Source organism: Pseudoalteromonas sp. BSi20439 (assembly GCF_000241165.1).
Lineage (GTDB): Bacteria > Pseudomonadota > Gammaproteobacteria > Enterobacterales > Alteromonadaceae > Pseudoalteromonas.
In genome coordinates this window covers 49,942-75,890 of the sequence record NZ_BADW01000219.1, presented here as the reverse complement: position 1 = coordinate 75,890, position 25,949 = coordinate 49,942, and the positions used below count along the sequence as shown (strand labels likewise).

Sequence of the window (25,949 nt, the reverse complement as noted above, 5' to 3'; positions counted from 1 at the left end):
TTATGTGCCTACTCACCGCTTTTAGTGTATTTGCTAATGATGCGAGTAATACTGTTTGGCAAAAAATCCAAAACCAAGGCAAAAACCAATCGGTGTATTTTTATGCGTGGGGCGGCGATGCGCAAATAAATGCCTATATTCAGTGGGCTGCGCAGCAGGTAAAAGCTAAATATAACATTAACTTAGTACATGTAAAACTCAGTGATACCAGTGAAGCAGTAAGCCGCGTGCTTGCTGAAAAATCAGCAAATAATCATACCCAAGGCAGTGTCGATTTAATTTGGATCAATGGGGCTAACTTTGCTGCTATGAGTAAACACGGGCTTTTACTAAAAGACTGGGCTGATAAATTGCCTAATTTTATTTACACCAATCCAGAAAACAATCCCAGCGTGCTGTTTGATTTTGGTTTACCCACTCAGGGAATGGAAGCCCCCTGGGGGCAAGCCTCACTGACTTTTTATTACGATACGCTAGCAACGAGCGCTCCACCTCAAACCCTTAATGAGTTATTAAGCTGGAGTAAAGCAAACCCAGGACGATTTAGTTACCCCAAACCCCCTGACTTTTTAGGAATGAGCTTTTTAAAGTATGCATTAGTGGTATTACACCAACATAGCGATGCAATGCTACAAGCAAAATTAAATCAACCCGCTACCGATGAAAACACAGCCCAAGTGCTTGACTCTTTGTGGGCATTTTTAAATAAATTGCACCCTAATCTTTGGCGTAATGGCGAGTACTTTATGCAAAGCGGCGTACAAATGCGCCGTTTAATAGACGATACAGAGCTTAGTATTGGCTTTACGTTTTCGGCACCAGAAGTACCGGCTGCGGTAAAGCGTTATGATTTACCAAAAAGTATACGTAGCTACGCAATGCAAGATGGCAGCTTAAGTAATACTCACTTTGTCGCTATTCCTTATAATGCAAGCCATGCACAAAGTGCGCAATTAGTGGCTAACTTTTTATTAAGCCCCGCAGCGCAAGCGCATAAACAAAAACCCGCTATATGGGGTGACAAAACGGTATTAATTCAAACGAGCTTAACCGCAGAGCAGCAGGCATTATTTAAGGCCGTGAAGCCGCATCCTAGCGCACTACCTCTTAATAGTATTAAACGCACACTCAGTGAGCCACACCCAAGCTGGGTAGAGGCGATTAACACTGGCTGGGAAGCTCGTTATGGAACAAGCCAATGAGTAAAGTACTCCATACAGCTGATTTATTCTCACGCCTAGTCAAAATAACCCCTTACTGTTTGCTGGCACTGTTAACAATACCTGTATTGGGCGGCCTAATTGGAGTAATGTTGCCTGCCTTTGGCTGGGCGCCTGTCTTGAATAAAACCAACATGAGTTTGGCTGGGTTTAATGCTTTATGGGATACGCCGGGGCTTTCACAAATGATAGGCTTGAGTATACGTACCGGACTAATTAGTACATTAATAGCGTTTGCACTCATGATTATTATGCTGGCTGCATTTTTTAATAGTGTATGGCTAAAACGAATTGAACACCTATTGAGTCCCATACTGGTTATTCCCCACGCTGCAGCGGCGATTGCAGTAAGTTTTTTAATCGCACCATCGGGATTATTCACTCGCTTGTTTTCGCCTTGGTTAACGGGCTGGCAATTGGCACCTGAGGGCTCATTACCATATGATACTTTTGGCTGGAGCATTATTATTGGGCTTGTACTTAAAGAGCTGCCTTTTTTATTGCTCATTGCATTGGGTATTTTAGCGCAGCCTGAACTTGGCAAAAAGCTACGAAAGCAGCATCAAATTGCGGTTAATTTAGGTTATTACCCTATGGTGGCTTTTTTTAAGGTGGTGCTACCCAATTTATACCCACTGTTACGTTTACCCATTTTTGCAGTACTTGCTTATGCCAGTGCCAGCGTTGAAATGCCACTCATACTTGGGCCAAATACCCCCCCGACTTTAGCCGTTGCTATTATGCATTGGTTTAATGATGTTGATTTAACCCTGCGAATAAAGGCCTCGGCGGGTGCTCTGTTACAATTAGCGATCACTGTTGGGCTACTGCTAATTTGGCTATTACTTGAAAAAGTCATTGCTATAGTTTTTAGTCAGTCACTCATCAACGGCCGACGCCATTATGCTCACCAACTTGTTCGTACTTTTACTCATGTCTTTACTTGCGTAATTTTAGCCTTTATTGCAGCTGCGTTAATTGGGTTAGTACTATGGTCAGTGGCTGGTTATTGGCGTTTTCCGGATACTTTACCCTCCAGTTTGGTATTACTGCACTTTGAAAATGCTTTTACACACATACACACTCCTTTGTTTAATACTTTTGTTATTGGGCTTGTTAGCACGGGTTTCGCCACTATTTTGGTACTGTTATGCTTAGAAGCAGAACAAATAACAGCTAAACCTTTGTCGAAGTGGGCACAGATAATTATATACCTGCCATTGCTGGTGCCCAGTATTGCTTTTTTATTTGGTATTGTGTGGCTACAGCAATTGCTAAATAGTCAGCATGCTTTTTTTAATGTGATATTTGTACATTTGCTGTTTGTTTTACCCTATGTTTTTTTATCTATTGCGGATAGTTACAGGCGTTTAGACCCAAGATTTGCGCGTGTTGCTGCAAGCCTAGGTGCCAGCCCATGGAAGGTGTTTTTCCAGGTTAAATTGCCACAGTTATTTGCGCCTATATTAATTGCAATGGCGCTGGGGCTAGCAATAAGCTTTGGCCAGTACTTATCAACCCTGTTAGCCGGTGGTGGCCGAATAGCCACCATAACCACCGAAGCCGTAACGCTGGCAAATGGTGCGAGTAGGCGCACCAGTGCTGTGTATGCAATACTACAAATGGGCTTACCCCTACTCGGCTTTATACTAGCGTGGGGATTACCTCGGTATGTTTTTAATAACAAGCAGCTATAATTTCAATATACTAAAGGGCGTTTAATGCAGCCATCATTACAAATTAAAAATTGTCAGCTTTATCGTCAAAACGAATTATTACTGAGTTTAAATGAACAGGTAAAAGGTGGTGAAATTCTTACCATTATGGGGCCATCAGGGAGCGGTAAATCTAGCTTATTAAATTGGCTTACTGGCACATTACCTACGGGTCTTAATGCGACTGGCGAGGTGTGGCTAAATGATACTAATATTAGTTGCTTGCCCAGCCATTTACGCCATGTTGCTGTGCTATACCAAGACCCATTACTATTTTCGCATTTATCGGTTGGCGGTAATATTAGCTTTGCCATGCCAAAAATGGATAAAACACAACGCCAGCAGCAAATAGATCAAGCACTTACACACATAGGGCTAAAAGGTATAGCCAAACGCCATCCAGATACCCTCTCAGGTGGACAGCAAGCCCGTGTTGCTTTATTACGGTTATTGCTGAGTAAACCCAAAGCGATTTTACTCGATGAACCCTTTAGTAAGCTTGATCAGCAATTACGTATTGAAACCCGTCAGCTGGTGTTTTCACAAATTAGGGAATATCAGTTACCCGCCATTATGGTCACCCATGATGAAAGTGACGCAATAGCCACAAATGGCAAAATCATCAATCTAAACGTACAAAGTGATATGAATGTTAGATAAATTTATTACCCCACTTATAAAACCGGTGCTTACTCCGTGCGTAAAACAGCTGCACAAAAAAGGAGTGAGTGCCGATCAATTAACCTTAATAGGTTTTTTAATTGGTTTGCTAGCCGTTCCACTGATTATTTTTGAATATTGGTACGGCGCATTAATCGTAATTTGTATTAATCGCATTTTTGATGGTCTTGATGGCGCACTCGCGCGTTACGCTCAGAGCAGTTCAAGCGCAGGGGGATATTTAGACATTACCCTCGACTTTTTGTTTTATGCGCTTATTCCTTTTGCGTTTATTTTAAGTAGCCCTGAGCAAAATGCATTGGCGGGGTCATTATTACTTGTGACTTTTATAGGCACAGGGTCGAGTTTTTTAGCGTTTGCGATTGCCGCCGAAAAATTTAAACTCGATAAACCGCAATTTAAATACAAAAGTTTTTACTACTTAAATGGCCTAACTGAAGGCACTGAAACCATTGCCTTGTTTATTGCCTTTTGTATTTGGCCGCAGTATTTTTCAATTCTTGCTGTTTTATTTGCCATTGCCTGCGCGATAACTATTTTTACTCGTATATATGGAGGTTACTACACCTTAAAACAGCAAGAAACCGCATTCCACGAGGTAAACCATGAGTCATGAAATGTATTGGCGACTCGGCTTTTTTTTCAGCGTACTGGCAATAATGATGCTGCTTGAATGGCGAAAACCTGCACGCCAATCAATAATTAAAAATAGGTCACGTTGGTTGGCTAATTTTGGATTAACCCTTACCTCTACCCTGCTCTCACGCCTAACCGTACCGGTTGGATTAACCGCAGTTGCTATTTATTACCAGCAGCATGGAGTTGGGCTATTTAATCAACTTAACGTTTCATCACTCATCGCAGTGATACTCAGCTTACTTTTGCTTGATTTAATTATTTACTGGCAGCATCGGCTGTTTCATACCACTGCGTTATTGTGGCGACTACATCGTGTGCATCATGCTGATGCGCATATTGATACCAGTACGGGTCTGCGATTTCACCCTATTGAAATTGTACTCAGCATACTTATAAAATTGATTGCCGTTACTGCTTTGGGTGTACCTGCTATTGCAGTACTCATATTTGAAATTGCACTCAATGGGTTAGCATTATTTAACCACGCAAATATTCGCTTGCCAAACGCAATAGAAAAACCACTGCGCCTAATCCTCATCACCCAAGTGCTGCACCGCATACATCACAGCCAAAACCCCGAAGAAACAAACAGTAACTTTGGCTTTAGTGTAACCTGGTGGGATAGACTTTTTGGCAGCTATAAATCACAGGCAAGTCAACCTGATAAAAATATTGCACTTGGTTTGAGCCAATATCCAAACCCAAAACAAAATTCATCCTTGTGGCAATTGTTAATAATGCCATTTAAAAAATAGCAATACGGCTGAGTAAAAACGCCCATGCATACCTTTTAACCCTTTATTTATAACATTACTTAGGCGTTTAACCGTTCCTGTTAACAAAAAAAAACCGTTAAAAGTAAACCAATTGTAAATTATTTAAACAAATTCTTGACCCAGTTGAGAATCCCCCATATTATTTGTAAGCGCTTACATTTATCACACATGAAAATGTAAGCGCTTACAAAATGAAAAATCAACAAATACACTATATTCTGACAATAATCAGTTGAACGGGGTTCAGTTATGAACATTGAAACAACACGCATTACTCGTCTTTTGGCTGCTATTTCATTAGCATCTTTGGCGGGCTGTGGCGGCGATGCTGCAACAACATCCAATTTTGAAAAAGTAGATCCTGCCCAGCCAGTTTCAGATTGGCAAATGGTTTGGAGTGATGAATTTGATGGCACAAGCATTGATGCTAACAAGTGGAACTTTGAATTAAACTGCGCTGGCGGTGGCAACAACGAAAAACAATGTTACACCGACAGCGAAGAAAATGCCTTCATTAAAGACGGTGTACTAAATATAGTCGCCTTACCTGCAGAAGAAGGTGCAGAAAAACCATACACGTCAGCCCGTTTAAACACCCGTTACAACGCCGACTTTACTTATGGCCGTTTTGAAATGCGTGCAAAGTTGCCTTCTGGTCAAGGTAGCTGGCCCGCATTTTGGATGATGCCAACCGATGAAGTATATGGCACTTGGCCGCGCTCTGGCGAAATTGATATTTTAGAAGCTGTTAATTTAAAAACAGTTGCTGAAGATGGCACCGTTGAAGCAAATATTCATGGCACACTTCACTATGGTCGTGAGTGGCCAAATAACTCAAGTTCAGGTAAAGCTTATGCCTTACCTGAAGGTATGAACCCCGCAGATGACTTTCATACTTATGCAATCGAATGGCAAGAGGGCGAAATTCGCTGGTACGTAGACGGCTATTTATACGCTACACAGCGTCGCTCTGAAGTTCGTTACAACTCTAAAGACGAGCCTGTTGGCCTTAAACATAAAGGCTGGTTTGCTGAATACTTTGAACAAGGTAACGGCGAACTTACTACTCACTGGGATAATGCCCCATTTGATAAAGATTTTTATCTTATTTTAAACCATGCTGTTGGTGGCGATTGGCCTGAGAACGTAAATAATTTAGGTATTGATGCTGCTGCATTTGCACAAGGTCAAAGCTTTGAGATTGATTATGTTCGCGTGTACGAATGTGCCTCAGATCCGGCCACAGGTAAAGGTTGTGAAACAGTTCGTCCTGGTTACGATAGCCTAGACGATGCACTTGTAGAAGGTAAAGCCCCTGTACCTACTCCACCAAGTGATGGCGTTGCAAGAAACCTTGATATATTCAATGGCACATTAAACGCCAACTGGATCGCATGGGATTGTTGTGGTGGAACCACACCAGAAACTATAACCGATGCTGATAAAGGCAACGCTATTAAGTTTAACATTAACGATAATAACGGTACTGTTTTAGGTTTTTCAACTCGTGGTGGTCACTTCCCAGGTGATTTTACAGGCACCTCATCTCCATTTGACGCTTCACTCCTTCTTGATTTAAATGGCCGTGTATCATTTGATATGAAAGTGGTAACCCCGCCAACATCTTCGACAACCTGGCTATTAAAAGCTGAAGCGGGTGATGGTGGCCCTAATACAGGCGACGTAGCCCTTAGCGATAGTGTTGAAGGCGTAACACCGGTTACAGGCCAATGGCAAACCTATACATTCCCGCTTTCTCTACTACAAGAAAGAGGCTTAGATTTAAGTGCTATTGATGTATTAATGGTGTTCCCGGCATGGCAAACAGGTGAAGGCGCAGAATACTTAATTACCAATGTGGTTATTGAAGGCGACTTACCAAAAGTTGATCTTTTCAGTGATGAACAAAACTTAAATTGGCCAATGTGGGATTGCTGTGGTGGTTCAACGCCGGTTGAAGTAGTAGATGATGAAGAGCACGGTTTAACGGCTGAATTTTCTATTGGTGCAACAGCAACAGTAATGGGCTTTAATAATAGGACATCTGCAGGCGGAAGCGGTGAAGCATTCGATGCCACCTCTATATTAGAAAACGGTGTAATAGCGTTTGAGTTAAAGGTGATTTCAAAACCAAATAATCTTGATTCAGTTTGGACTTTCAAAGTGGAGTCTGATAACGGCAGCTCAGCTGTCGAAATTCCATTAACTAACAGCAACGAAGGTATAGAACCTACGGTTGGTGAATGGCAAACATATACCTTTAACCTAGCTGATTTAGCAGGTGCTGGTTTAGATGTTAGTGCGTTAGATGTAGTGATGATTTTCCCAGCTTGGGACACAGGTGAAGGCGCTGTTTATCGTGTAGATAACGCTTTCATTGGCGTTCCATAATTAAAAGTCACTTAATTGTAGGTGTATATGTGCACCTACTTACCGTAAAATTTAGTTAAAAAGCAGAGCAATTATGAACACATTTAATTTTAAAAAAAGCCAATTAGCGGCTTCTGTGTCACTTATCATCACTGCAAGTACGCTTAATATCGCTCATGCAGCAGAACAGAATACTGTTGAACCTGAAATCGAAGTAATACAAGTTAAAGGTATTCGAGGTTCACTTATCCGCTCTATGGATATGAAACGCGATGCATCAGGGGTAGTCGATGCTATTTCTGCTGAAGAAATGGGGAAATTTCCTGATACTAACTTAGCAGAGTCACTGCAACGTATTACGGGTGTGTCGGTGAGTCGTGCAAACGGCGAAGGTAGCCAAATTACCGTACGTGGTTTTGGCCCCTCATTTAATTTGGTAACACTTAATGGTCGCCAAATGCCTGGAACGGGTAACTCACGTTCGTATAATCTGGAAAACATTGCCTCAGAAGGTGTTAGTGCCTTAGAAGTATTTAAAACAGCCCGTGCTGATGTGCCCAGTGGTGGCTTAGGTGCGACGGTTAACATTTCAACAACTCGACCTTTGCAAAGACCTGGACAGCACTTTTCGGCAACAGCTAAAGCTATTCATGATTCATCAAATGAAGCGGGTAGCGATGTAACACCAGAAGTATCGGCTATTTATAGCAATACCTTTAGCGATGAAATGTTTGGGATTGGTTTTTCTTTTTCGCATCAAGAACGTGACTTTCAGAAGCAAAGCGCCAATATTCAAGGTTGGCAAGCTAATGTAGACCTACCAACTCTTGCTGAAGGTGATTTTATTGATCCACGCGCAGTAGATGCGCAAGGAAATCGTGTAGGTAATCACTTTTTTGCAAAAGACATGAACTACTCAATTGAAGATTTACAACGCGAGCGCACTAATGGGCAAGTCACACTGCAATTTGCACCCACAGATAATTTTGTAGCAACCCTTGATTATACAGCAAGTGAGGCTACAACAGGCTCAGAAACACTCGGCTGGGGTATTTGGAACGACTTTGGTAGTAACATCAACGGCTACGAGTTAGATGAAAATGGCACAGCTATTTATGCAGATATAAGTGGTAACGATGCATCATTTACCTCGAGTAAAAACACCACAGAAGTTAAAGCTCGTTCTATTGGCTTAAATTTAGATTGGCAAATTAATGAAACATGGCAAGTTGAGCTTGACTACCACGACTCTAAAAACGAAACAGATAACGGCGCAGACAAAGGCCTGGGTAGTGATGGCCAAGTTATTTTAGGCTCTGATCAACTTGTAAATAAAATTTATGATTACCGCACTGGCGAAATTCCACATGCGCAAGTTAACTGGAAAAACGGTACTAGCGTATTAAGTCCTGGTGAAATTGATTCAAACTTTAGCCAGTTTATTCATTCACCTGGTGAATCGAGTATTGAGCAGCTGCAATTACATACAACATGGATAAACGATAGCTTTGACATTGGTTTAATTGAAGTGAAGTTTGGTGGTTCGCGTACAGAGCAAAATACTGGTGGTTATGAAGCATGGAGTGGCTTAGTTGGCGGCCCGGGTTTTAACCCTTCTTACACCGAGATATTCCCTGATGGTATGTTTACCCTTAACAACACTTCTGGACTATTAGACCAATTTGCCGGTGGTGGTAGCGATTTACAACCTAACTATTATTACAGCTTTGATTTTGATGAAGCTGTAGCAAGACAAATGGCATACCTTACCGCTGATGTAACCGGTGGCGATGCCTATGCGCCTAATGCCTATCTTGATGGTATTGACAGTCAAAGCGCTGTTGAAGAAATTACCAACAGTATTTATGTTCAATCACGTTGGGAATTTGAAGTTAGCAATTACTACATAAAAGTAAATGCTGGTCTTCGTTATGAAGAAACCGATGTAACTAGCTCTGTTCGTCAACGCGTTGAGCAACAAGTAAATTGGATCAGTGCTTCAGAGTGGATCACTCAATATGAAGCTGGCGGCGATGACAACTTCTTAGCTCAAGAAGGAAGTTACGATATTTTACTACCATCAATCGACCTAAGTGTTGACGTAACCGATGACTTAGTTGCTCGCGTATCATGGGGTAAAACTATGTCGCGCGCGCCACTGGGTGATTTAGCCGGTGGTCGTAACCTAACAGGCAGCCCAAAACCAGGGTCACGAGTAGGTAGCCAAGGTAATACAGGATTATTGCCATTTGAATCAACAAACCTTGACCTATCATTAGAGTATTACTATTCAGAAGGCAGCTATGCATCAGTAGGTTACTTTAAAAAGGACGTTGATAACTTTATTCAAACCACCATTACTCCAACCACCATTGAAGGCTTACATGATATTTTAAATGGCCCACGCTATTTACAAGCGGTTAGTGATATTGAAGCTCGTGGTGATCAAGCAACAAGCGATGCTATCTTTGCACAAATGCTTGCTAATGGTGATGGCAATGCAAACGGCCAAATTGAACCAAATAGTAATGATCCACTTATTACTTGGAATATTAGCCAACCACAAAATACCGATAGTAAATCAGTCGATGGTTTTGAAGTAGCAGTACAACACTTAATTGGTGAGACAGGCTTTGGGGTCGGTGTAAATGCAACGTTTGTTGACGGCGATGTTGAATTTGATACAGACAGCCTAGACCAACAAGCTCCATTAACAGGATTAAGTGATTCAGCTAACTTCCAAGCGTTTTACGAAAAAGAAGGTTTATCTGTAAAAGTAACTTACGCTTGGCGTGATGCATATTTAATTGGTGTAGGCCAAGCGCAAGGCTCTGCTGATGCACCACCACAATACGCCAAATCATATGGTCAATGGGATATGAGCGTAAATTATGACGTTAATGAAAATGTGACGGTATTCTTTGAAGGTATTAACCTTAATAATGAAACCGAGCAAGGGTATGGCCGTTACGAAGAGCAGTTCTTATTTGCTCGCCAGTATGGTCCACGCTACGCAATTGGCGCCCGTTATACGTTTTAAACTAACCCCTAGTTAGAAAGTTAAGCCGCCTGTTACAACAAGCGGCTTTTTTTATAACAGTTTAATTTTTTCTAATAGCTTATCGGTTGTCCAATCAATATCGTTATAGGCAATATCAGGTTTGTAGTAATCGCCCTTTCCTCTTGCTCTATTAACATACACTTTATTAGGAACTATCACTTTACCTAACCCTGAGGGTAAATCGGCTAATCGAACATCCATATACAGTGAATCAGCACTACTTGGCGCGCCAAATAACTGAGTGTTTGAAAACTGCTTAAATACATCAATGGCGTCAAGACAGGCACTTGCACACTGTGGCGTTACAATAACATAAACCTGTGTTTTAAAGTCACTCACTGGTAGCGTACTTTCGCTTAGGTTTGATTTATTTTGCAGCTCTTCAATGTAAAATGGCTTATTATTTTCAAGTGACTGCCCCATACCTGCTGCTATTTCTTTAATCAGTTCATGGACTTCAGGTTGATCTTTTATCACGTCAATTAACGATTTAACATAGTTGGTATTGTCTTTTGACGCTCTCCACCACACCCGGCTATTTTGTGAGTAGCTTAGGGTTTTAAAAAACAAAGCGCTGCAATAACGCAGCGCTTTCATTACTTATAGGTTGTTTGTTTAAACTAAAACGCGTTATTAAAAGAAGCCAAGCGGATCTTCACTGTAACTTACTAATAAGTTTTTAGTTTGTTGGTAATGATCGAGCGCGAGTTTGTGCGTTTCGCGACCTATACCAGACTTTTTATAACCGCCAAACGCAGCGTGTGCTGGGTACATATGGTAACAGTTGGTCCATACACGGCCGGCTTCTATTTTGCGACCAAAGTGATAAGCGCGGTTCATATTACGGCTCCATACCCCTGCGCCTAAACCAAATTCAGAGCTGTTAGCCAATTCGAGTGCTTCGGCTTCATCTTTAAAGGTCGACATTGAAATAACGGGGCCAAAAATTTCTTCTTGGAACACGCGCATATCGTTAGTGCCTTTTAATAAAGTAGGTTGAATGTAATAGCCACCATTTAGCTCATCGCTAAGTTGCTCAACATGGCCACCACTAAGTACTTCAGCCCCCTCTTGTTTGCCAATATCAATGTAACTTAAAATCTTATCAAACTGTGCTTTAGAGGCTTGCGCGCCTACCATAGTTTCGCTGTCTAGCGGGTTACCGCGTTTAATTTGCTTAGTACGTTGTAAAATACGTTCTATAAATTGCTCATAAATGTCTTCTTGAATGAACAAGCGTGATGGACAAGTACATACTTCACCTTGGTTAAAGTAGGCAAGAATAGCGCCCTCAATTGCTTTATCTAGGTACGAGTCGTCTTTTTCCATAACATCGCTAAAGAAGATATTAGGTGATTTCCCCCCAAGCTCTACCGTTGAAGGAATAATGTTATCGGCTGCACATTTTAAAATATGTGAGCCCACAGGGGTTGAGCCTGTAAAGGCAATTTTAGCTATACGCGTATTGGTTGCCAGTGCTTCACCAGCTTCTTTACCAAAGCCATTTACTACGTTTAGCACGCCGCCGGGCAGTAAATCACCAATAATTTCCATTAACACTAATATTGATGCGGGAGTTTGCTCAGCAGGTTTAAGTACCACACAGTTACCTGCTGCAAGTGCAGGCGCTAGTTTCCATGCAGCCATTAAAATTGGAAAGTTCCACGGAATGATTTGCCCTACAACCCCTAATGGCTCATGAAAATGATACGCCACCGTGGTTTCGTCTATCTCACCAATGCTGCCCTCTTGAGCACGCAAGCAACCGGCAAAGTAACGAAAGTGATCCGCAGCAAGTGGAATATCCGCCGCGAGGGTTTCGCGAATTGCTTTACCGTTATCCCATGTTTCGGCCACTGCGAGTAGCTCTAGGTTTTGTTCAATGCGATCGGCAATTTTTAATAAAATATTGCTGCGCTCGGTAACTGAGGTGGTGCCCCACTGCGTTTTTACGGCATGCGCTTTATCAAGTGCTAAATTAATATCGTCTTTATCAGAGCGAGGAATTTTACAAAACACTTTGCCATTTACAGGGCTAATATTCTCAAAGTATTGGCCATTAACGGGTTCAACCCATTCGCCGCCAATATAGTTACCATACTGCTGTTTAAATGTGATGAGTGCATCTGCTGAGCCTGGATTTGCGTAAATCATATGTGTGTTCTCTTGTTGTTGTTAGCTAAAAGTCTAAGCCGAAATATCAGCAACTTGTTAGAGTAATGTAGCAAGTTGCTTTATATTTAATCGGTATTGATTGACATTAGACTATTAAGCGCTTAAAAACTTGATTAGCAGTCCAAAAAAATTGCCTGTGAGTCCAAACGATTTAATCATTAAAAAGGCTGATTATGTATTCGTCGCAGTTAAATAAAAAACGCCAACAACTTGATGTGCTTATTGAAAACAAAGTGAGCTTTGCTGCCGATAACAGCGAACTGAGTATTTACGATACTTATAAAAGTGCGCAAAAAGTGGCGCTGCATTCAAACGAATTACTGTTTTGTGCCATGCTAAGTGGCAAGAAAATTATGCATGTTGAGAGTAGTCAGTATCATAAAGCGTTTTTGCCCCACGAATCGTTTGTGTTAGCGCCTGAGCAAGGGGTGCTGATTGATTTTCCACAGGCAACTATCAACTCACCTACCACCTGTTTAGCGATTGAAATTAGCACCGATAAAATAAGTAATGTGGCTAGTGCGCTTAATATGCAGCAAAGCTTTGCTAGTGATACCTTGTTTGAATACAGCCCTAATTTAGTGCACACCCAACATAATACGCAAACACAGCAGTTATTAGAGCGCATGGTGCATTTATTTAGTGAGCAAGGCGCTGAGCGGCACTACTTAATTGATTTATCGTTAAACGAGTTGGTCACCCGTTTACTGCAACAACAAAGCCGTGATTTATTACTGGCAAACTGCAATAAACTGCGCCTAAAAAGTAACGTGAGTGATGCACTGCATTATATCGAAGAGCATTTAAATGACTCACTCGACATAGACACCTTGTGCAAAATAACCTGTATGAGCCGTAGTAAGTTTTACCAGCAATTTAAACTTGCTTTTGGTACAAGCCCTGCGCTTTGGCAGCAACAACTTAGGCTTAAAAAAGCCCGTACGCTTTTATTAGAAGGCCAAGCTATAAGTAAAGTGTGCTATGACCTTGGTTTTAATAGCGCCAGCCATTTTAGCCGCTTGTTTAAGCAAACCTTTGGTATTGCCCCTAAAGCGTGTCGACATTAACGCAACACAACAGTTTTTGTTATATTAAACAGCCTAATATGTTAATTTACTAATTCCCTGCTAAGTAGTTAAGAGTCGCCGATGAGTAAACCCACCCGCTGGACATTAAAAAGTATCGCCAAAGAGTTAGGTGTGTCTAATGCTACGGTATCAAATGCGTTTAATCGCCCAGATCAACTCTCGGCTAAACGACGCGAAGCCATACTTAAAGCTTGCAAAGAGCTCGGTTATTATGGCCCTAACAAAGCGGCGCAATCTCTGCGAAGTGGCACGTTTAATATTGTTGCTTTAGTGCTGCCAGATAGCGTGGAATATATGGTGTCAGACCCTGTCGCCAGTAGCTTTATGCGTGGTGTAACCTCAGTGCTTGAAAAAAACGGCATTAATGTTTTATTGTTTTCAGGCAATAGCGACAATCTCAATAACGTTGTTGATTTTGTTGATGGCTTTATTTGTTATGGTCGCCCGCGAAATAAAGCACTGGTAGAGCAACTAAAAACAGTACAAAAACATGTGGTTACTGTGGATTTTGATATTGCCCGCAACGCATCAATTAACATAAACAACGAACAAGCCAGTTACGAAATAGCCAAACATGTTTTGCACAGGGCAACTGATAACGTGGCAATATTGGGCTTGAGATTACTCGATGAAAATGTATTGTGCCGAGTTTACGAACATCATGAGTTTGAAACGGGTCAATCTATTTCTCACCAACGCTTACGAGGTTATCAGCGTGCGTTAAATGAAGCGAATGTAACGGTAGCCGACGACCGCATTTGGAATATTCCTGAAAGTAGCGAGCGTTTTGCCAGCATAGCTGCAAAAGAAGTATTAAACGCCTCACCACGCCCTGATGTGATTATATGTATGAGTGATTTAATCGCCCTCGCCACCATGCGAGAAGCAATAAAACAAGGGATAAAAATAGGGAATGAGCTACGTATTGTTGGATTTGATGGCATAGAAGAAGCAGCCCGTTTTGTGCCTCGCCTTACGACTATTCATCAAAATAGCCAAGAAAAAGGTGTAATAGCTGCTAACTTATTTATTTCTAAAGAAGAAAAACAACACGAAGTAGGTTACGCACTCGATATTGGTGCAAGTAGCTGAGCGCTGTTAGTAGCTCAGATAAAAAAGCCAAGCTTAAGTTGCTTGGCTTTTTGGTTTTCAACAAATAAAGCTATTTAAACTAATAAACTTTGTAAGTTTAAAGTGTTTTCTTGAGCACCATTAACCTGCGTAATAAGTGCAGTACGGCTAGCAAAATCAATACTCAAAGAAATTGACTGTTGTTCAAGCTTCCACATTAAACAACATACACTTGCGCCACCTTGAGCAGTAAATTCACCAGCAAATGCAGGGTGTTCATTACGTATTTTAATTAACGCTATTAATCCTTTTACTACCGGCTTATTTAGCGCTTCATCTATTTTAGCGGCATCTAAATAAGGGCGATTAATATCACGACCAACGTTCGTGCTCGCCAGAAGCTCCATATCATTTTTGCAAGCAAATAAACCACCGTAATATACTTGTGGTACACCCGGTGCAAAAAATTGAATGGCGCGAGATAATAAGTAATCAAAATCATTTGCGCCCAATGCATCGTAATACGTACAGTTAACTTGATATAGGTCGACGTTACTTGCAGCTGCACCTGTTGCTTTACGGCTCTGGTTATTGCTGTTGGCATGCATGGTTTCTACTAGATTATCTATTTGAGATGCGTTCAACAGCCCAGGTATATCGCCCATTGGACCCGCGTCAATAATGCCAATGCCATCATGGGTGTCTAGTACAGTTAAACAGTTACGCGGTGAAATTTGTAACCACTTAAGCAGTGCGTCTACGTCATTATTAAATAAGCTATGTAAAATAAGCGGTGGTAGGGCAAAGTCGTACACCATGTTTACGCGCTTAGCCACGTCAACTTGAGTTTGATAATGGCTATGAATTTCAGCAATGGTTTCCATGCCTAAATCATTTGCCTGCTTTGAGAGTTTATCTAAATAGGCAAATGTTTCATCCAGCATAAAACAGTTAGTACCTGCTTGCTTAATGGCATAACCCGCTGCATCTAAACGAATAATGTTTACGTTGTTAGCAGAAAATTTAGTAAGTACGTTATTTAAATAGGCAATGCCTGCTTCTACTTTTACATTTATATCAATTTGGTTGTCAGTAAAGGTGGTCCAAAAATCATACGTTTGACCATCACCGCATTTCATTGGTGTAAAACAGCTTCCAGGCCGTGGACGGTAAATGGCTTGTTGTTCTTGGTTGCTCATGCCATTAGGGAATACGTCTTCTTTAGTTAAAAATAAATCCCAAAATTCAGAGGCTTTGCCTTTGGCCAGCACATCCTGAAATTGAAACGATTGCGCCGATACATGGTTCACTATTAAGTCGGCCATTAAATCATGGTCTTTTCCAAGTACTTGAATATCTGACCAAGTTCCTATTCGGGCATCAACTTCACTGTGATCAATTGGGTCAAAACCTGCATCGCTACCATCTATTGGGTTATAAAATGGTAATAAGTGTACCCCTGCAAAAACGTCTTTAAGTGGACCCTTTAGAAGTGCTGTTAATGCGTTTATATCTTTACCGGTGATTCGATCAGCATATGTGATCAATTGAACTTTATTCTTCATCATGTGTGATTACCAAGTTGAAACTTAATCGATTAAGATATATCTTTAACTAGCAAGTGAGAATTTACAAGTAATTTTTAAATATTTTACATACAAATATCGTGGCTCGATTAATACTACAATAAGTTACTGACAACTTAATGTGTGTTACCAAGCATTTAACGAGGAAAAGCAAATGACAAAATCACACACACACGTAAGCAGCGATCCGTTGCAACAAATTCGTTGGCTCACATACATGATGTTTTTTATGTTTGCCATGACCTCTGACGCCGTTGGCATGATCATTCCCGAACTCATAAGTGATTTTGGATTAAGTATGACCCAAGCCAGTGCGTTTCATTATGCGCCTATGGCCATGATTGCAATAAGTGGATTATTTCTAGGCTTTTTAGCCGATAGCCTTGGCCGTAAAAAAACGATTATGCTTGGATTATTAATATTCTCTGCAAGTTGTTTTTTGTTTGCAATTAGTAGCAGCTTTATATTTTTTGTTTTTTTACTGTGCTGTATTGGCCTTGCCATTGGTTTATTTAAAACCGGTGCACTGGCGCTTTTAGGCGATATTTCTAATAGCAACGAAGAACACACCAAAACCATGAATAAAGTAGAAGGTTTTTTTGGCATTGGTGCTATTGTTGGCCCTGCTTTAGTTGGCGTGCTGCTGGTTCAAAATGTAAGTTGGACTTACCTTTATATTATTGCTGGCATTATGTGTTTAATTTTGGCATTGCTTGCTTGGCGTGCCGATTATCCTGCGGTAGTAAAAAGTACAGGCAAACCAGCCTCACTAAAAACGACCATGAAAATGGTTAAAAACCCTTATGCACTGGGTTTTTCTCTTGCAATTGCTTTATATGTTGCCACCGAAGTCGCCATATACGTGTGGATGCCTACCCTACTAAAAGATTACACCGGCTCATGGCCGCTGCTCGCCACTTACGCACTAACAATCTTTTTTGTGTTGCGTGCTGCAGGGCGTTTTATTGCGGTATGGTTACTTAATAGGTTTAGTTGGCAAGGGGTTATGGCTTACTTAAGCTTTGGCATTGCGCTGTGTTACGTTGGCACTCTTTATGGCGGCGTTGACTGGGCAGTGGCTTTATTACCTCTTTCAGGTTTATTTATGTCGATGGTTTACCCTACTTTAAATTCTAAAGGAATATCGTGTTTTCCTGTTCATCAACACGGCGCAGTAGCCGGTGTTATATTATTTTTTACTGCACTGTCAGCCGCCTTAGCACCTTTATTTATGGGTATGATCAGCGATTACTTTGGACACGTGCGCTACGGGTTTTATTTAGCAACGGGTTTTGCAGTCATATTATTTTTGGCTATGTTATTTAATTACTTCCGTGACCCATCAGCAACTGCATTAGAGCAAAGTAACTTAGTCGCTGAATAAACAAACAACGCTAATGCTATAAAAAACATTATAAAAATCAATGCTTGAATAAAAAAACAGCAAATAATTAACAAAACAATTTGCTTATTGTAAAAACTTTGTTATTTTTACTTAATCGATTAAGTAAAAATAACAACTTTCCTTCGGGTTTAAAACGAGGCGTTCACATGACAACACACAACACACCTTTATATCTGATCAGTGCTTTAGCGCTCGCCGTTAGCCAAGGCGTTAATGCACAACAACAAGAGCAAAATACACAAGCGCAAGCCAACAAAGGACTAGAAACAATTGTTGTTACCGGTGTACCCCGTCGTACAACGATAATGGCGTCAAGTTCTTCTGTGAGCAGTGTGTCGCTTGAGCAAGTTGAGGTGTCTACGCCTCGCTCTACTGCAGAGGCATTTAGAATTATTCCCGGGGTTCGTTCAGAATCAACCGGCGGTGAAGGTAACGCCAACATTGCAGTACGTGGTTTACCAGTTGCCTCTGGTGGTGCTAAATTTTTACAGCTCCAAGAAGATGGCTTGCCTGTTTTACAATATGGCGACATTGCATTTGGTAATGCTGATATTTTTATGCGCTTAGATAATACAGTGCAAACCATTGAATCTATTCGCGGTGGTTCAGCCTCTACCGCAGCCAGTAATGCACCGGGTGGCATAATTAATTTCATTTCAAAAAATGGCGAAAACGAATCGGGCAGCGTATCAACTACACTTGGTCTAGATTACGATACTATTCGAACTGACTTTGAATATGGCACATATTTAAATGACACTGTACGCTTTCATGTTGGTGGTTTTGTGCGTCAAGGTGAAGGCCCGCGCGAAACAGGCTATACCTCAAATAAAGGTGGGCAAATTAAAGCCAATCTAACCAAAGATTTTGAAAATGGTTACGTGCGCCTTTATTACAAACATTTAGATGATAAAAGTGTGGGTTACTTACCTATGCCAATGTATGCAAATGGTGACTCAATCCCTGGGTTTGACGCACAATCAGATACCCCACATTCGGCATTATTTACTAAAACAGTGCGCTTAAACGGCGAAAATCAAATAAGCAATGGCGATATTCGCGATGGTATGAATCCGCAAGTTGACTCAATCGGTTTTGAGGCTGCATTTGATTTAGACAACGATTGGCGTATTGAAAACCGTTTTCGTAAATCATCTGTAAGCGGTAATTTTAATTCGTTGATCCCCGCTGAAGTTGGTGATGCATCAGCTATAGCGCAAAGTATTGGTGGTGTGGGTGCAACGCTTAGTAATGCAACCACTGGTGCTGCATTTAACGATGATTTAGCCATGCGCATTCACACGTTTGACGTAACCATGAACGACTTTGACTCGATTGTTAACGACTTCAAACTGACTAAATCGCTAAGCGATGATACTAGCGTTACTTTTGGCTATTATGCGTCAACCCAAAATATTGCCATGTCGTGGTTATGGAATTCCTACCTAATGGAGCTTAAAGGTGATAACGCTGCGCTATTAAATGTAACAGCCGCCGATGGGACTGAATTCTCTGAAAATGGCTTATACGCTTATGGCACGCCTTTTTGGGGTAACTGTTGTCAACGTGATTACGACACAGAATATGACACTCGTGCACCCTATGTTGCATTTTCAACTAAGGTGGGTGACGTAAGTATTGATGCTAGTGCCCGTTATGACAGCGGTGAAGCACGTGGTAACTATGCAGGCGCGGTTACCTCAACCGTTGATATGAATCGCGACGGTGTGATTTCTGTTCCTGAACAAAATGTTGCAGGTATTGACCTTGCAAATGCCAGCCCTGTTAATTACGACTGGGATTACGCATCATATTCAATTGGTGCCAATTACCAAATTGACTCAAGCCTTGCAACGTTTGCACGATTGAGTAAAGGCGGTCGCGCCAATGCTGACCGACTTTTATTTGGTAAAGTTCGCGCCGATGGCTCAGTAGCCGATGAAGATGCCGTTGATGAAGTAAACCAGTATGAGTTTGGTATTAAAAAGCGCTTTGATTCACTGTCAGTTTTTGCCACGGCATTTTATGCACAAACTGAAGAGCAAAACTTTGAAGCGACATCACAAACCTTTTTTGACCGCGAATATGAAGCAAAAGGGATTGAGGTTGAATCAACCTATTTTATTGATGCATGGGATTTTCGTGGTAATTTAACGTGGACAGACGCTGAAATTGCAAAAGATGCACTTACCCCTGAAGTGGTTGGTAATACGCCTCGTCGCCAAGCTGATTTAATTTACTCATTAATGGCACGTTACACTTATGAAAAAGGCTCTGCAGGCCTAAGCTTTATTGGTACTACCGATGCCTATGCTCAAGATAATAACGATCTTAAGTTTGATGGTTACACTCAAGTAAATGGCTTTGTAAGCTACGATTTATCAGAAAATCTTAATATTGCGTTAAACGTAAATAACCTATTCGATACGGTAGGTATTACTGAAGCAGAAGAAGGCTCAATACCTGATAACAACATTATACGCGCACGTGCTATTAATGGCCGTACAACGTCATTGACGTTTAAATACGCGTTTAACTAACCAACTTTAGTATAACAATCGCTGAAGCTATGTTTGTTCAGCGATTGTTACACTAGTTTTAATAATTCTCCCTTGAATTTTGACCTAGCCATGCTAGGTTTTTTAGGATTTACACTATGACCAAATTACTTAGCCTTGGTGAACTGCTTATTGATATGCTGCCTCAAGACTCTCAAAACAGTGCTTATTTGCCCATTCCAGGAGGTGCTCCAGCTAATGTGGCAGTAGGTTACGCAAAGCTCGGCGGCAAAGCTGCGTTTTGTGGCGGTATGGGAGATGACTATTTTGCTAAACAATTAACTAATGCGCTTGAGCAATATAACGTAGATACTGAGTATTTATTTACCATAGAAGGCGCGCAAACAGCTATGGTTATTGTCAGCCTAGATGAAAGCGGCGAACGCAGCTTTAACTTTTATCGTCATCAAACAGCCGATTTACTGTTAACGAATGAGCATTTAAAGCTTATTAATTGGGATAAATTGAGTACCCTACACTTTTGTTCAAACACCTTAACCAATACAGCTATAGCAAAAACTACTGTGTGTGCTTTAAAGCAGGCTAAAAACAACCAAAAAATCGTTAGCTTTGATGTAAATTTACGCTACAGTTTATGGCAAAATAGCAATGACATTGAGCAAAACGTGCATGCATGCTACGCGTATTGCGATATTGTTAAGCTCTCAAGTGATGAGTTAAATTTTTTAGCAACGCAACGCCAACAATCAGTTGAAGCCTACTTACAATCACTGCTTGAATTAGGCGTCACGCTGGTGTTTTTAACCGATGGTCCGGCACCAGCGACTGTTTACCATAACGCTTTTACCCTCAGTGAAGCAGCTCCAACAATTACCGCTGTAGATACCACCAGCGCCGGTGATGCTTTTATTGCTGGCGTACTGTACTACTTAAACCACAGCGATAATGCAGTGCCACTTACTGATAAGCTAAATGATGAGTCAATAGTAAAAAAAGCGCTTCACTTTGGTCTTCGCTGTGGCTCAAAAGCTTGCTTAGCTAAAGGCGCTTTTCCTGCGCTTCCCACGCAGCAAACACTTTCGCAATAAACCAAGATACTTACAAAAAAGGCCACTGTTGGCCTTTTTTATTAAGCGTCATACATTATTGGTTTTTAACCACTCTAGAGCGGTAGTGGCATTTTCAAAGTATTGTATTTCACCCGACATAAACCAACTGCCTAACTTAGCTATGGTTGATTGCCACTCTTTATTGCCGTAAATCGCTATTTTTTTAAACTCTTTGTTGTGCTTTAAGCCAAGTTTTAAATCATCCCATGCAGCTCTAAGCTCCCAACCATCTAACTCGGTGCCATCTATTAATACATTAACAATAGGATGTTTAACTTCGCCTAACGCTGAATCGATCATCGGGGTGATCACTTCATAGTCTTTGTGAGTTAAGGTACCAATTGCCTTAAGTGTTAAGAAAAACTCACTGCCTGAGCGCTCAATACCAATCGACAAACCATGTGTTAAATTAACCATAACTCAACCCTTTAATGAAAAGAGCTTAAATTATAGGCAATAGTTAAAAGCTTTTACTTGAAGCAGATCAAAAAACAGCCAGTTAATGCTGACTTATCCTTTGAGCTAATTATGTTTCTTTAATCGATTAACTTGGTTTTCTACATCATTTAAATAGCCGGTCTTTATCCATACTCTTGCGCCATTGTTACCCGCTGTGGCGTTAATTTGACTATTAACAGGCACTCTAAGCCAACTGTGTTTTTCAAGTGTGTCGTTATGCTCTTGTAAAGTGCCATCCAAAACCAACAACTCAGCGCCACCACTTACCGTGAGCGTTAAAGATTGATTAGCATTAAACTGCACAATACTCACTGTTTCATATGCATCTTGATATAACAAAATGGCATTTAGGTCATTAAATTCGGGATTTTTCTGCCCTTGCATATGCTGTGTGTGAATACACACGTGCTGGCGATCTTCTGGCTGAAACTGCCACAGTTTTACAAATATAATGCAACCGTCTTTTGAGCCTGGAGTATGTTTTGATTGCGGAGGATTACGAATATAGGCACCTTCTGGGAAATCGCCATGCTCATCTTGAAATACCCCATCGAGTACTAAAAACTCCTCGCCCCCAGTATGAGTATGTGGGCTAAAGTGGCTGTTTGGCGCATAGCGTACAATACTAGTGGCACGAGCAACTTCGTCGCCCACTCTGTCAAGTGGACGTCTATCAACACCTGGCATGGGCGAAGCTATCCATTCAAGTGACTCGCTATGTACTACGACACGTTGACTAAAGTCGGCAGCAATTTTCATAGTTGGCTCCAAATTATTAATTTTTAGCAGCAATACTTGGACGCTGAGCGACCTTTTGTTGCCATGCAATTAAGTGCGTGAGTTCAGTAGGAATAGCAATTTGTGCAAAGCCTGCAAACACAAGTCCTGCGTATAAGGTAATATCTGCAACACTAAATTGTTCACCTGCCACATAAGTTGAGTTTGCTAATACGCTATTAAAATAAACCAAGCCTTGCTGTGCTTTTTCAGCTTGCTTTTCACCCCATGCAACATTTTGATAGGTTTCAAGTTCAGGTCCTAATCCATCAGTAGCATGATGAAAGTAAGTGGCAATTGCATCAAGTACCATCGACTCAGCACGTTTTTGCATCATATTAATTACCGCGCGTTCTTTTGCCTCAACACCAGTTAATGAAGGGCCTGCAAAAGCGGTATCAATGTATTGTGTAATTGCAGTGCACTCGGCAATAAAAGTACCATCATCAAGCTCTAGTACAGGTACACCTGCCAACGGATTCTTTGCCAAGAAAGCCTCACTGCGGTGCTCCCCATTTAATAAATCAACAGCAACAAACTCTACTTTATCAGTCGCATTTTTTTCAGCAAGTGCAATACGAACCCGTAATGGGTTAGGGAAATTTTCTACGTCATAAATTTTCATAATTATCTCTTATATTTTTAACAACAACCTAGGGTCTGTTGACCTTTGCGGATTATAATTTGTTCAAACTAAGGGCGGTTTAATCGCGGCGCGAGATTTGTAACCTAGTGGGCTAAGTAAAAACCGAGTAACAAAGAGTAAATCGCCCTTAGGCAGAACCCTTCGGGCAGCGCCTGTTTGGTATTGATGCTGCGTTATCGCCTATTTATGGGGAACAACCACACCACATAGGCGCTGCCTTGCCTAAATGCCAAACAGACTGCTGCAAATTTAACCTTGAAAGGTCAACAGACCCTAATTAATATTAGCAAATCAAGCCTACCTACTGATAGGTAATTTATAGCAAGCGCTTAGTGTTTGCAAACTAAAAATAAAAGAGCTTGAAAATAACTACCTACTGGTTGATAATTTTTTCAGATAACAGCAAGGAAATATCAAAATGAGTAAAAAAGCAGCCCTCCTACAAGCCGCAGAAAATAAAGTGCGACTGGGTGGATATAGCAACTTTAGCTTTAGAGAACTTGCTACTGAAATAGGTATAAAAAGTGCCAGTGTACATTATCACTTTCCAACCAAAGCTGATTTAGGTGCAGAGCTTGCGCATCAATACACCAACGCTTTTATGTTGGTACTTGGCGATCCTGACGCCCTAAAAGCCAATGGTAAAAATCCTATTGATATTTATACTCAGTTATTTAGAAATGCACTCGTGATAGACAAAAAAATGTGCTTATGTGGCTTGCTCGGCGCAGAAAGCGACAGTCTCCCTGATAAAGTGCGGGTTGAAGTTCAGCGGTTTTTTAATAAAAATCTAGCGTGGTTAACCCAAGCACACGCTGCGAATGGTGAAGAAAACCCTGCTCGCGCGGCAATACAAACAGTGAGCTTATTAGAGGGTGCGATGATTATTAGTAAAACCCTAGATGATATTAGCTACTTCGAACAAGCCACTTTTTAAATGCTTATATAAAAAAAGCGAGCTTAAATAAAGCTCGCTTTTTACATTAGTAGCTATGTGGTTTTAAGCTGGACGCACTTTATGTTTTGAATGCACAAAGGCTAATACAATAAAGCCTATAACCGCCACTACTACTCCAATTGGCTTACCTAAATCACTTGATAAGTTTAACCCAATTGCCGCAGTCATAATGTAAGATAAGGTCACTGCGGTTGCGATCACGGCGGGTATACTCGTGATCCAGTGGAATGTACCACGGTCAAATAGGTACTTGGTTGCAAGCCACAACACACTGGTAGAAAGCAGCATATTTGAAAACGCAAAATAACGCCAAATAACAGAGAAGTCGAGCTTAGTCATAAAATAAGCAATGGTTAAAATTGGCAGTGCTAACAACAAACGATTGCGTAAACTTTGCGGAATACTAAACGCATCAACCACCGTTAAGCGCAGAGAGCGGAACGCCGTATCACCTGACGTGATAGGGAAAACAGCAACAGCAATAATAGCCATGATACCGCCAAATACACCTAAGTAGCTATTTGCGATATGGTTAACCACTAAGCCAGGACCGCCTAAATCAAGCATCGATTTTAAACCCGCGTACCCTTCTGGGAAGGCTGCAATACCAGCAAGTGCCCAAACACAACCTACAATACCTTCACACATCATCGCGCCGTAATAAACTGGGCGTACATATTTTTCATTAGTTAAACAACGGGCAATAATAGGTGCCTGCGTAGAGTGAAAACCACTAATAGCACCACAGGTAATGGTTATAAATAGCAACGGCCAAGTGGGCAGTCCATCAGGATTGGGTGCTAAAAAGTCGTGAGCATGATCGGCCTCAAAGTATGCTAAAAAGTCGCCAGCCACAGGTAAATGAGGTGCATTAATTAACAGTGATACCGCAATAGCTACTGTCATTACAATCATTAACAAACCAAAAATAGGGTAAAACTTAGTGATGATTTTATCGATTGGTAACAACGTGGCTAAAAAGTAATACGCTAAAATAGCCAAAACCCAAAATGTATTGCTAGCAAAAATGGTGCCTTCAAATGCATCTAAGTTACTCAATAAGCCTGCAGGGCTCATAATAAATACTACGCCAACAAAAAATAACAACATAGCGGTAAATATAAGCATAAAGCCTTTAAATACAACGTTGTAATAATGGCCTGCAATTTCAGGTAAACTTTTACCATCTTCTTTAATGCTCATAACGCCAGAAAAGAAGTCATGTACTGCACCGCCTAAAACGTTACCCAGTACAATCCACACTAATGCTACGGGGCCATACAATGCGCCCAAAATAGGGCCAAATATGGGGCCTACTCCTGCAATATTCAAAAACTGAATTAAAAATGCACGAACAGGGTGAATAGCAACGTAGTCAACACCTTCGCTAAAGCGCTTTTGCGGTGTGTCTACGGTTGAATCTAAACCCGCTTGTTTTGCAACAAACGGGCTATAAAACTTATAGCCTAATATTAAAATAGTCAGGCAGATAAAAAAGATGATCATAAAGCACGCTTCTCTTTTTGTATGTGTTTATAGAGCGCTATTTTGCCGCCCCACTTTTTAAAATAACAATTGAACGTAGCATATGAAAAAGTAGCCAACAATGAGACGTTTGGCTAATGCGCTCGCCAAATCAAATTCATTCGAAAAGGTAAAACTAGGTAACAGCATTCGTTACTCATAAAAACAGG

19 protein-coding genes and 1 pseudogene are annotated in these 25,949 nt (G+C 41.1%); 13 read left to right on the top strand and 7 right to left on the bottom strand.

Annotation, left to right across the window (positions count from 1 at the left end):
- The first annotated feature begins 2 nt into the window (after nucleotides 1–2).
- The 7 genes from P20439_RS17125 (at nucleotide 3) to P20439_RS17095 (ending at nucleotide 10,441) form a co-directional block, all read left to right on the top strand.
- Nucleotides 3–1,202, top strand: a complete 1,200-nt coding sequence (locus P20439_RS17125) for an ABC transporter substrate-binding protein (protein ID WP_008108887.1) — start codon at nucleotides 3–5, stop codon at nucleotides 1,200–1,202.
- The gene (locus P20439_RS17120; protein WP_008108888.1) at nucleotides 1,199–2,917 is read left to right on the top strand and encodes an ABC transporter permease; all 1,719 of its coding nucleotides are present in this window, start codon (nucleotides 1,199–1,201) and stop codon (nucleotides 2,915–2,917) included. The genes P20439_RS17125 and P20439_RS17120 overlap by 4 nt, the downstream gene beginning before the upstream one ends.
- 24 nt (nucleotides 2,918–2,941) lie before the next feature.
- Nucleotides 2,942–3,595: an ATP-binding cassette domain-containing protein gene (locus P20439_RS17115; protein WP_008468684.1), complete on the top strand. Its 654-nt coding sequence runs from the start codon at nucleotides 2,942–2,944 to the stop codon at nucleotides 3,593–3,595.
- Nucleotides 3,585–4,232 (top strand): CDP-alcohol phosphatidyltransferase family protein, encoded by a 648-nt coding sequence (locus P20439_RS17110; protein ID WP_008108891.1) that lies wholly within the window; start codon nucleotides 3,585–3,587, stop codon nucleotides 4,230–4,232. Before P20439_RS17115 ends, P20439_RS17110 begins: the two co-directional genes overlap by 11 nt.
- A complete protein-coding gene (locus P20439_RS17105; protein WP_008108893.1) occupies nucleotides 4,222–5,010 on the top strand; it encodes a sterol desaturase family protein in 789 nt (262 codons plus the stop codon). The genes P20439_RS17110 and P20439_RS17105 overlap by 11 nt, the downstream gene beginning before the upstream one ends.
- A 270-nt stretch (nucleotides 5,011–5,280) precedes the next feature.
- On the top strand, nucleotides 5,281–7,422 hold the full coding sequence (locus P20439_RS17100) for a glycoside hydrolase family 16 protein (protein WP_008108895.1): 2,142 nt from the start codon (nucleotides 5,281–5,283) through the stop codon (nucleotides 7,420–7,422).
- Between the two features lie 73 nt (nucleotides 7,423–7,495).
- Nucleotides 7,496–10,441: a TonB-dependent receptor gene (locus tag P20439_RS17095; protein ID WP_008108898.1), complete on the top strand. Its 2,946-nt coding sequence runs from the start codon at nucleotides 7,496–7,498 to the stop codon at nucleotides 10,439–10,441.
- Between the two features lie 51 nt (nucleotides 10,442–10,492).
- Here P20439_RS17095 and P20439_RS17090 read toward each other — a convergent pair.
- Together P20439_RS17090 and P20439_RS17085 are read right to left on the bottom strand one after the other, a co-directional pair.
- Nucleotides 10,493–11,014 (bottom strand): annotated as a pseudogene (locus P20439_RS17090) (hypothetical protein); the annotation flags it as partial.
- 81 nt (nucleotides 11,015–11,095) lie between these two features.
- A complete protein-coding gene (locus tag P20439_RS17085; protein ID WP_008108901.1) occupies nucleotides 11,096–12,616 on the bottom strand; it encodes an aldehyde dehydrogenase family protein in 1,521 nt (506 codons plus the stop codon).
- A 194-nt stretch (nucleotides 12,617–12,810) separates the two neighbouring features.
- On the opposite strand from P20439_RS17085, the gene P20439_RS17080 reads away from it, so the two are divergent.
- Entirely contained in the window at nucleotides 12,811–13,704 is an 894-nt protein-coding gene (locus tag P20439_RS17080) for an AraC family transcriptional regulator (protein WP_008108903.1), read from the top strand.
- 81 nt (nucleotides 13,705–13,785) lie between these two features.
- Entirely contained in the window at nucleotides 13,786–14,817 is a 1,032-nt protein-coding gene (locus P20439_RS17075) for a LacI family DNA-binding transcriptional regulator (RefSeq protein ID WP_008108904.1), read from the top strand.
- A gap of 74 nt (nucleotides 14,818–14,891) precedes the next feature.
- Here the strand turns inward: P20439_RS17075 and gtfA are convergent, their stop codons facing one another.
- Nucleotides 14,892–16,364 (bottom strand): sucrose phosphorylase, encoded by a 1,473-nt coding sequence (gene gtfA, locus P20439_RS17070; RefSeq protein ID WP_008468683.1) that lies wholly within the window; start codon nucleotides 16,362–16,364, stop codon nucleotides 14,892–14,894.
- A gap of 172 nt (nucleotides 16,365–16,536) precedes the next feature.
- Between gtfA and P20439_RS17065 the strand changes: the two genes are divergently transcribed.
- From P20439_RS17065 to P20439_RS17055, 3 genes are all read left to right on the top strand, one after another.
- Nucleotides 16,537–17,766: a sugar MFS transporter gene (locus P20439_RS17065; protein ID WP_008468682.1), complete on the top strand. Its 1,230-nt coding sequence runs from the start codon at nucleotides 16,537–16,539 to the stop codon at nucleotides 17,764–17,766.
- 167 nt (nucleotides 17,767–17,933) lie between these two features.
- The gene (locus P20439_RS17060; RefSeq protein WP_008468681.1) at nucleotides 17,934–20,327 is read left to right on the top strand and encodes a TonB-dependent receptor; all 2,394 of its coding nucleotides are present in this window, start codon (nucleotides 17,934–17,936) and stop codon (nucleotides 20,325–20,327) included.
- Nucleotides 20,328–20,443: 116 nt separating this feature from the next.
- On the top strand, nucleotides 20,444–21,394 hold the full coding sequence (locus tag P20439_RS17055) for a carbohydrate kinase (protein WP_008468680.1): 951 nt from the start codon (nucleotides 20,444–20,446) through the stop codon (nucleotides 21,392–21,394).
- 48 nt (nucleotides 21,395–21,442) lie between these two features.
- On the opposite strand, the gene P20439_RS17050 is transcribed toward P20439_RS17055, so the two are convergent.
- The 3 genes from P20439_RS17050 to P20439_RS17040 form a co-directional block, all read right to left on the bottom strand.
- Nucleotides 21,443–21,832 (bottom strand): STAS/SEC14 domain-containing protein, encoded by a 390-nt coding sequence (locus P20439_RS17050; RefSeq protein ID WP_008468679.1) that lies wholly within the window; start codon nucleotides 21,830–21,832, stop codon nucleotides 21,443–21,445.
- Between the two features lie 105 nt (nucleotides 21,833–21,937).
- Entirely contained in the window at nucleotides 21,938–22,633 is a 696-nt protein-coding gene (locus tag P20439_RS17045) for a cupin domain-containing protein (protein ID WP_008468678.1), read from the bottom strand.
- A gap of 16 nt (nucleotides 22,634–22,649) precedes the next feature.
- Nucleotides 22,650–23,276: a glutathione S-transferase family protein gene (locus P20439_RS17040; protein ID WP_008108917.1), complete on the bottom strand. Its 627-nt coding sequence runs from the start codon at nucleotides 23,274–23,276 to the stop codon at nucleotides 22,650–22,652.
- Nucleotides 23,277–23,715: 439 nt separating this feature from the next.
- Here P20439_RS17040 and P20439_RS17035 point away from each other — a divergent pair, with 439 nt between their 5' ends.
- A complete protein-coding gene (locus P20439_RS17035) occupies nucleotides 23,716–24,234 on the top strand; it encodes a TetR/AcrR family transcriptional regulator (RefSeq protein ID WP_008108918.1) in 519 nt (172 codons plus the stop codon).
- Between the two features lie 63 nt (nucleotides 24,235–24,297).
- Here the strand turns inward: P20439_RS17035 and P20439_RS17030 are convergent, their stop codons facing one another.
- The gene (locus tag P20439_RS17030; RefSeq protein ID WP_008468677.1) at nucleotides 24,298–25,761 is read right to left on the bottom strand and encodes a carbon starvation protein A; all 1,464 of its coding nucleotides are present in this window, start codon (nucleotides 25,759–25,761) and stop codon (nucleotides 24,298–24,300) included.
- Between the last annotated feature and the right edge of the window lie 188 nt (nucleotides 25,762–25,949).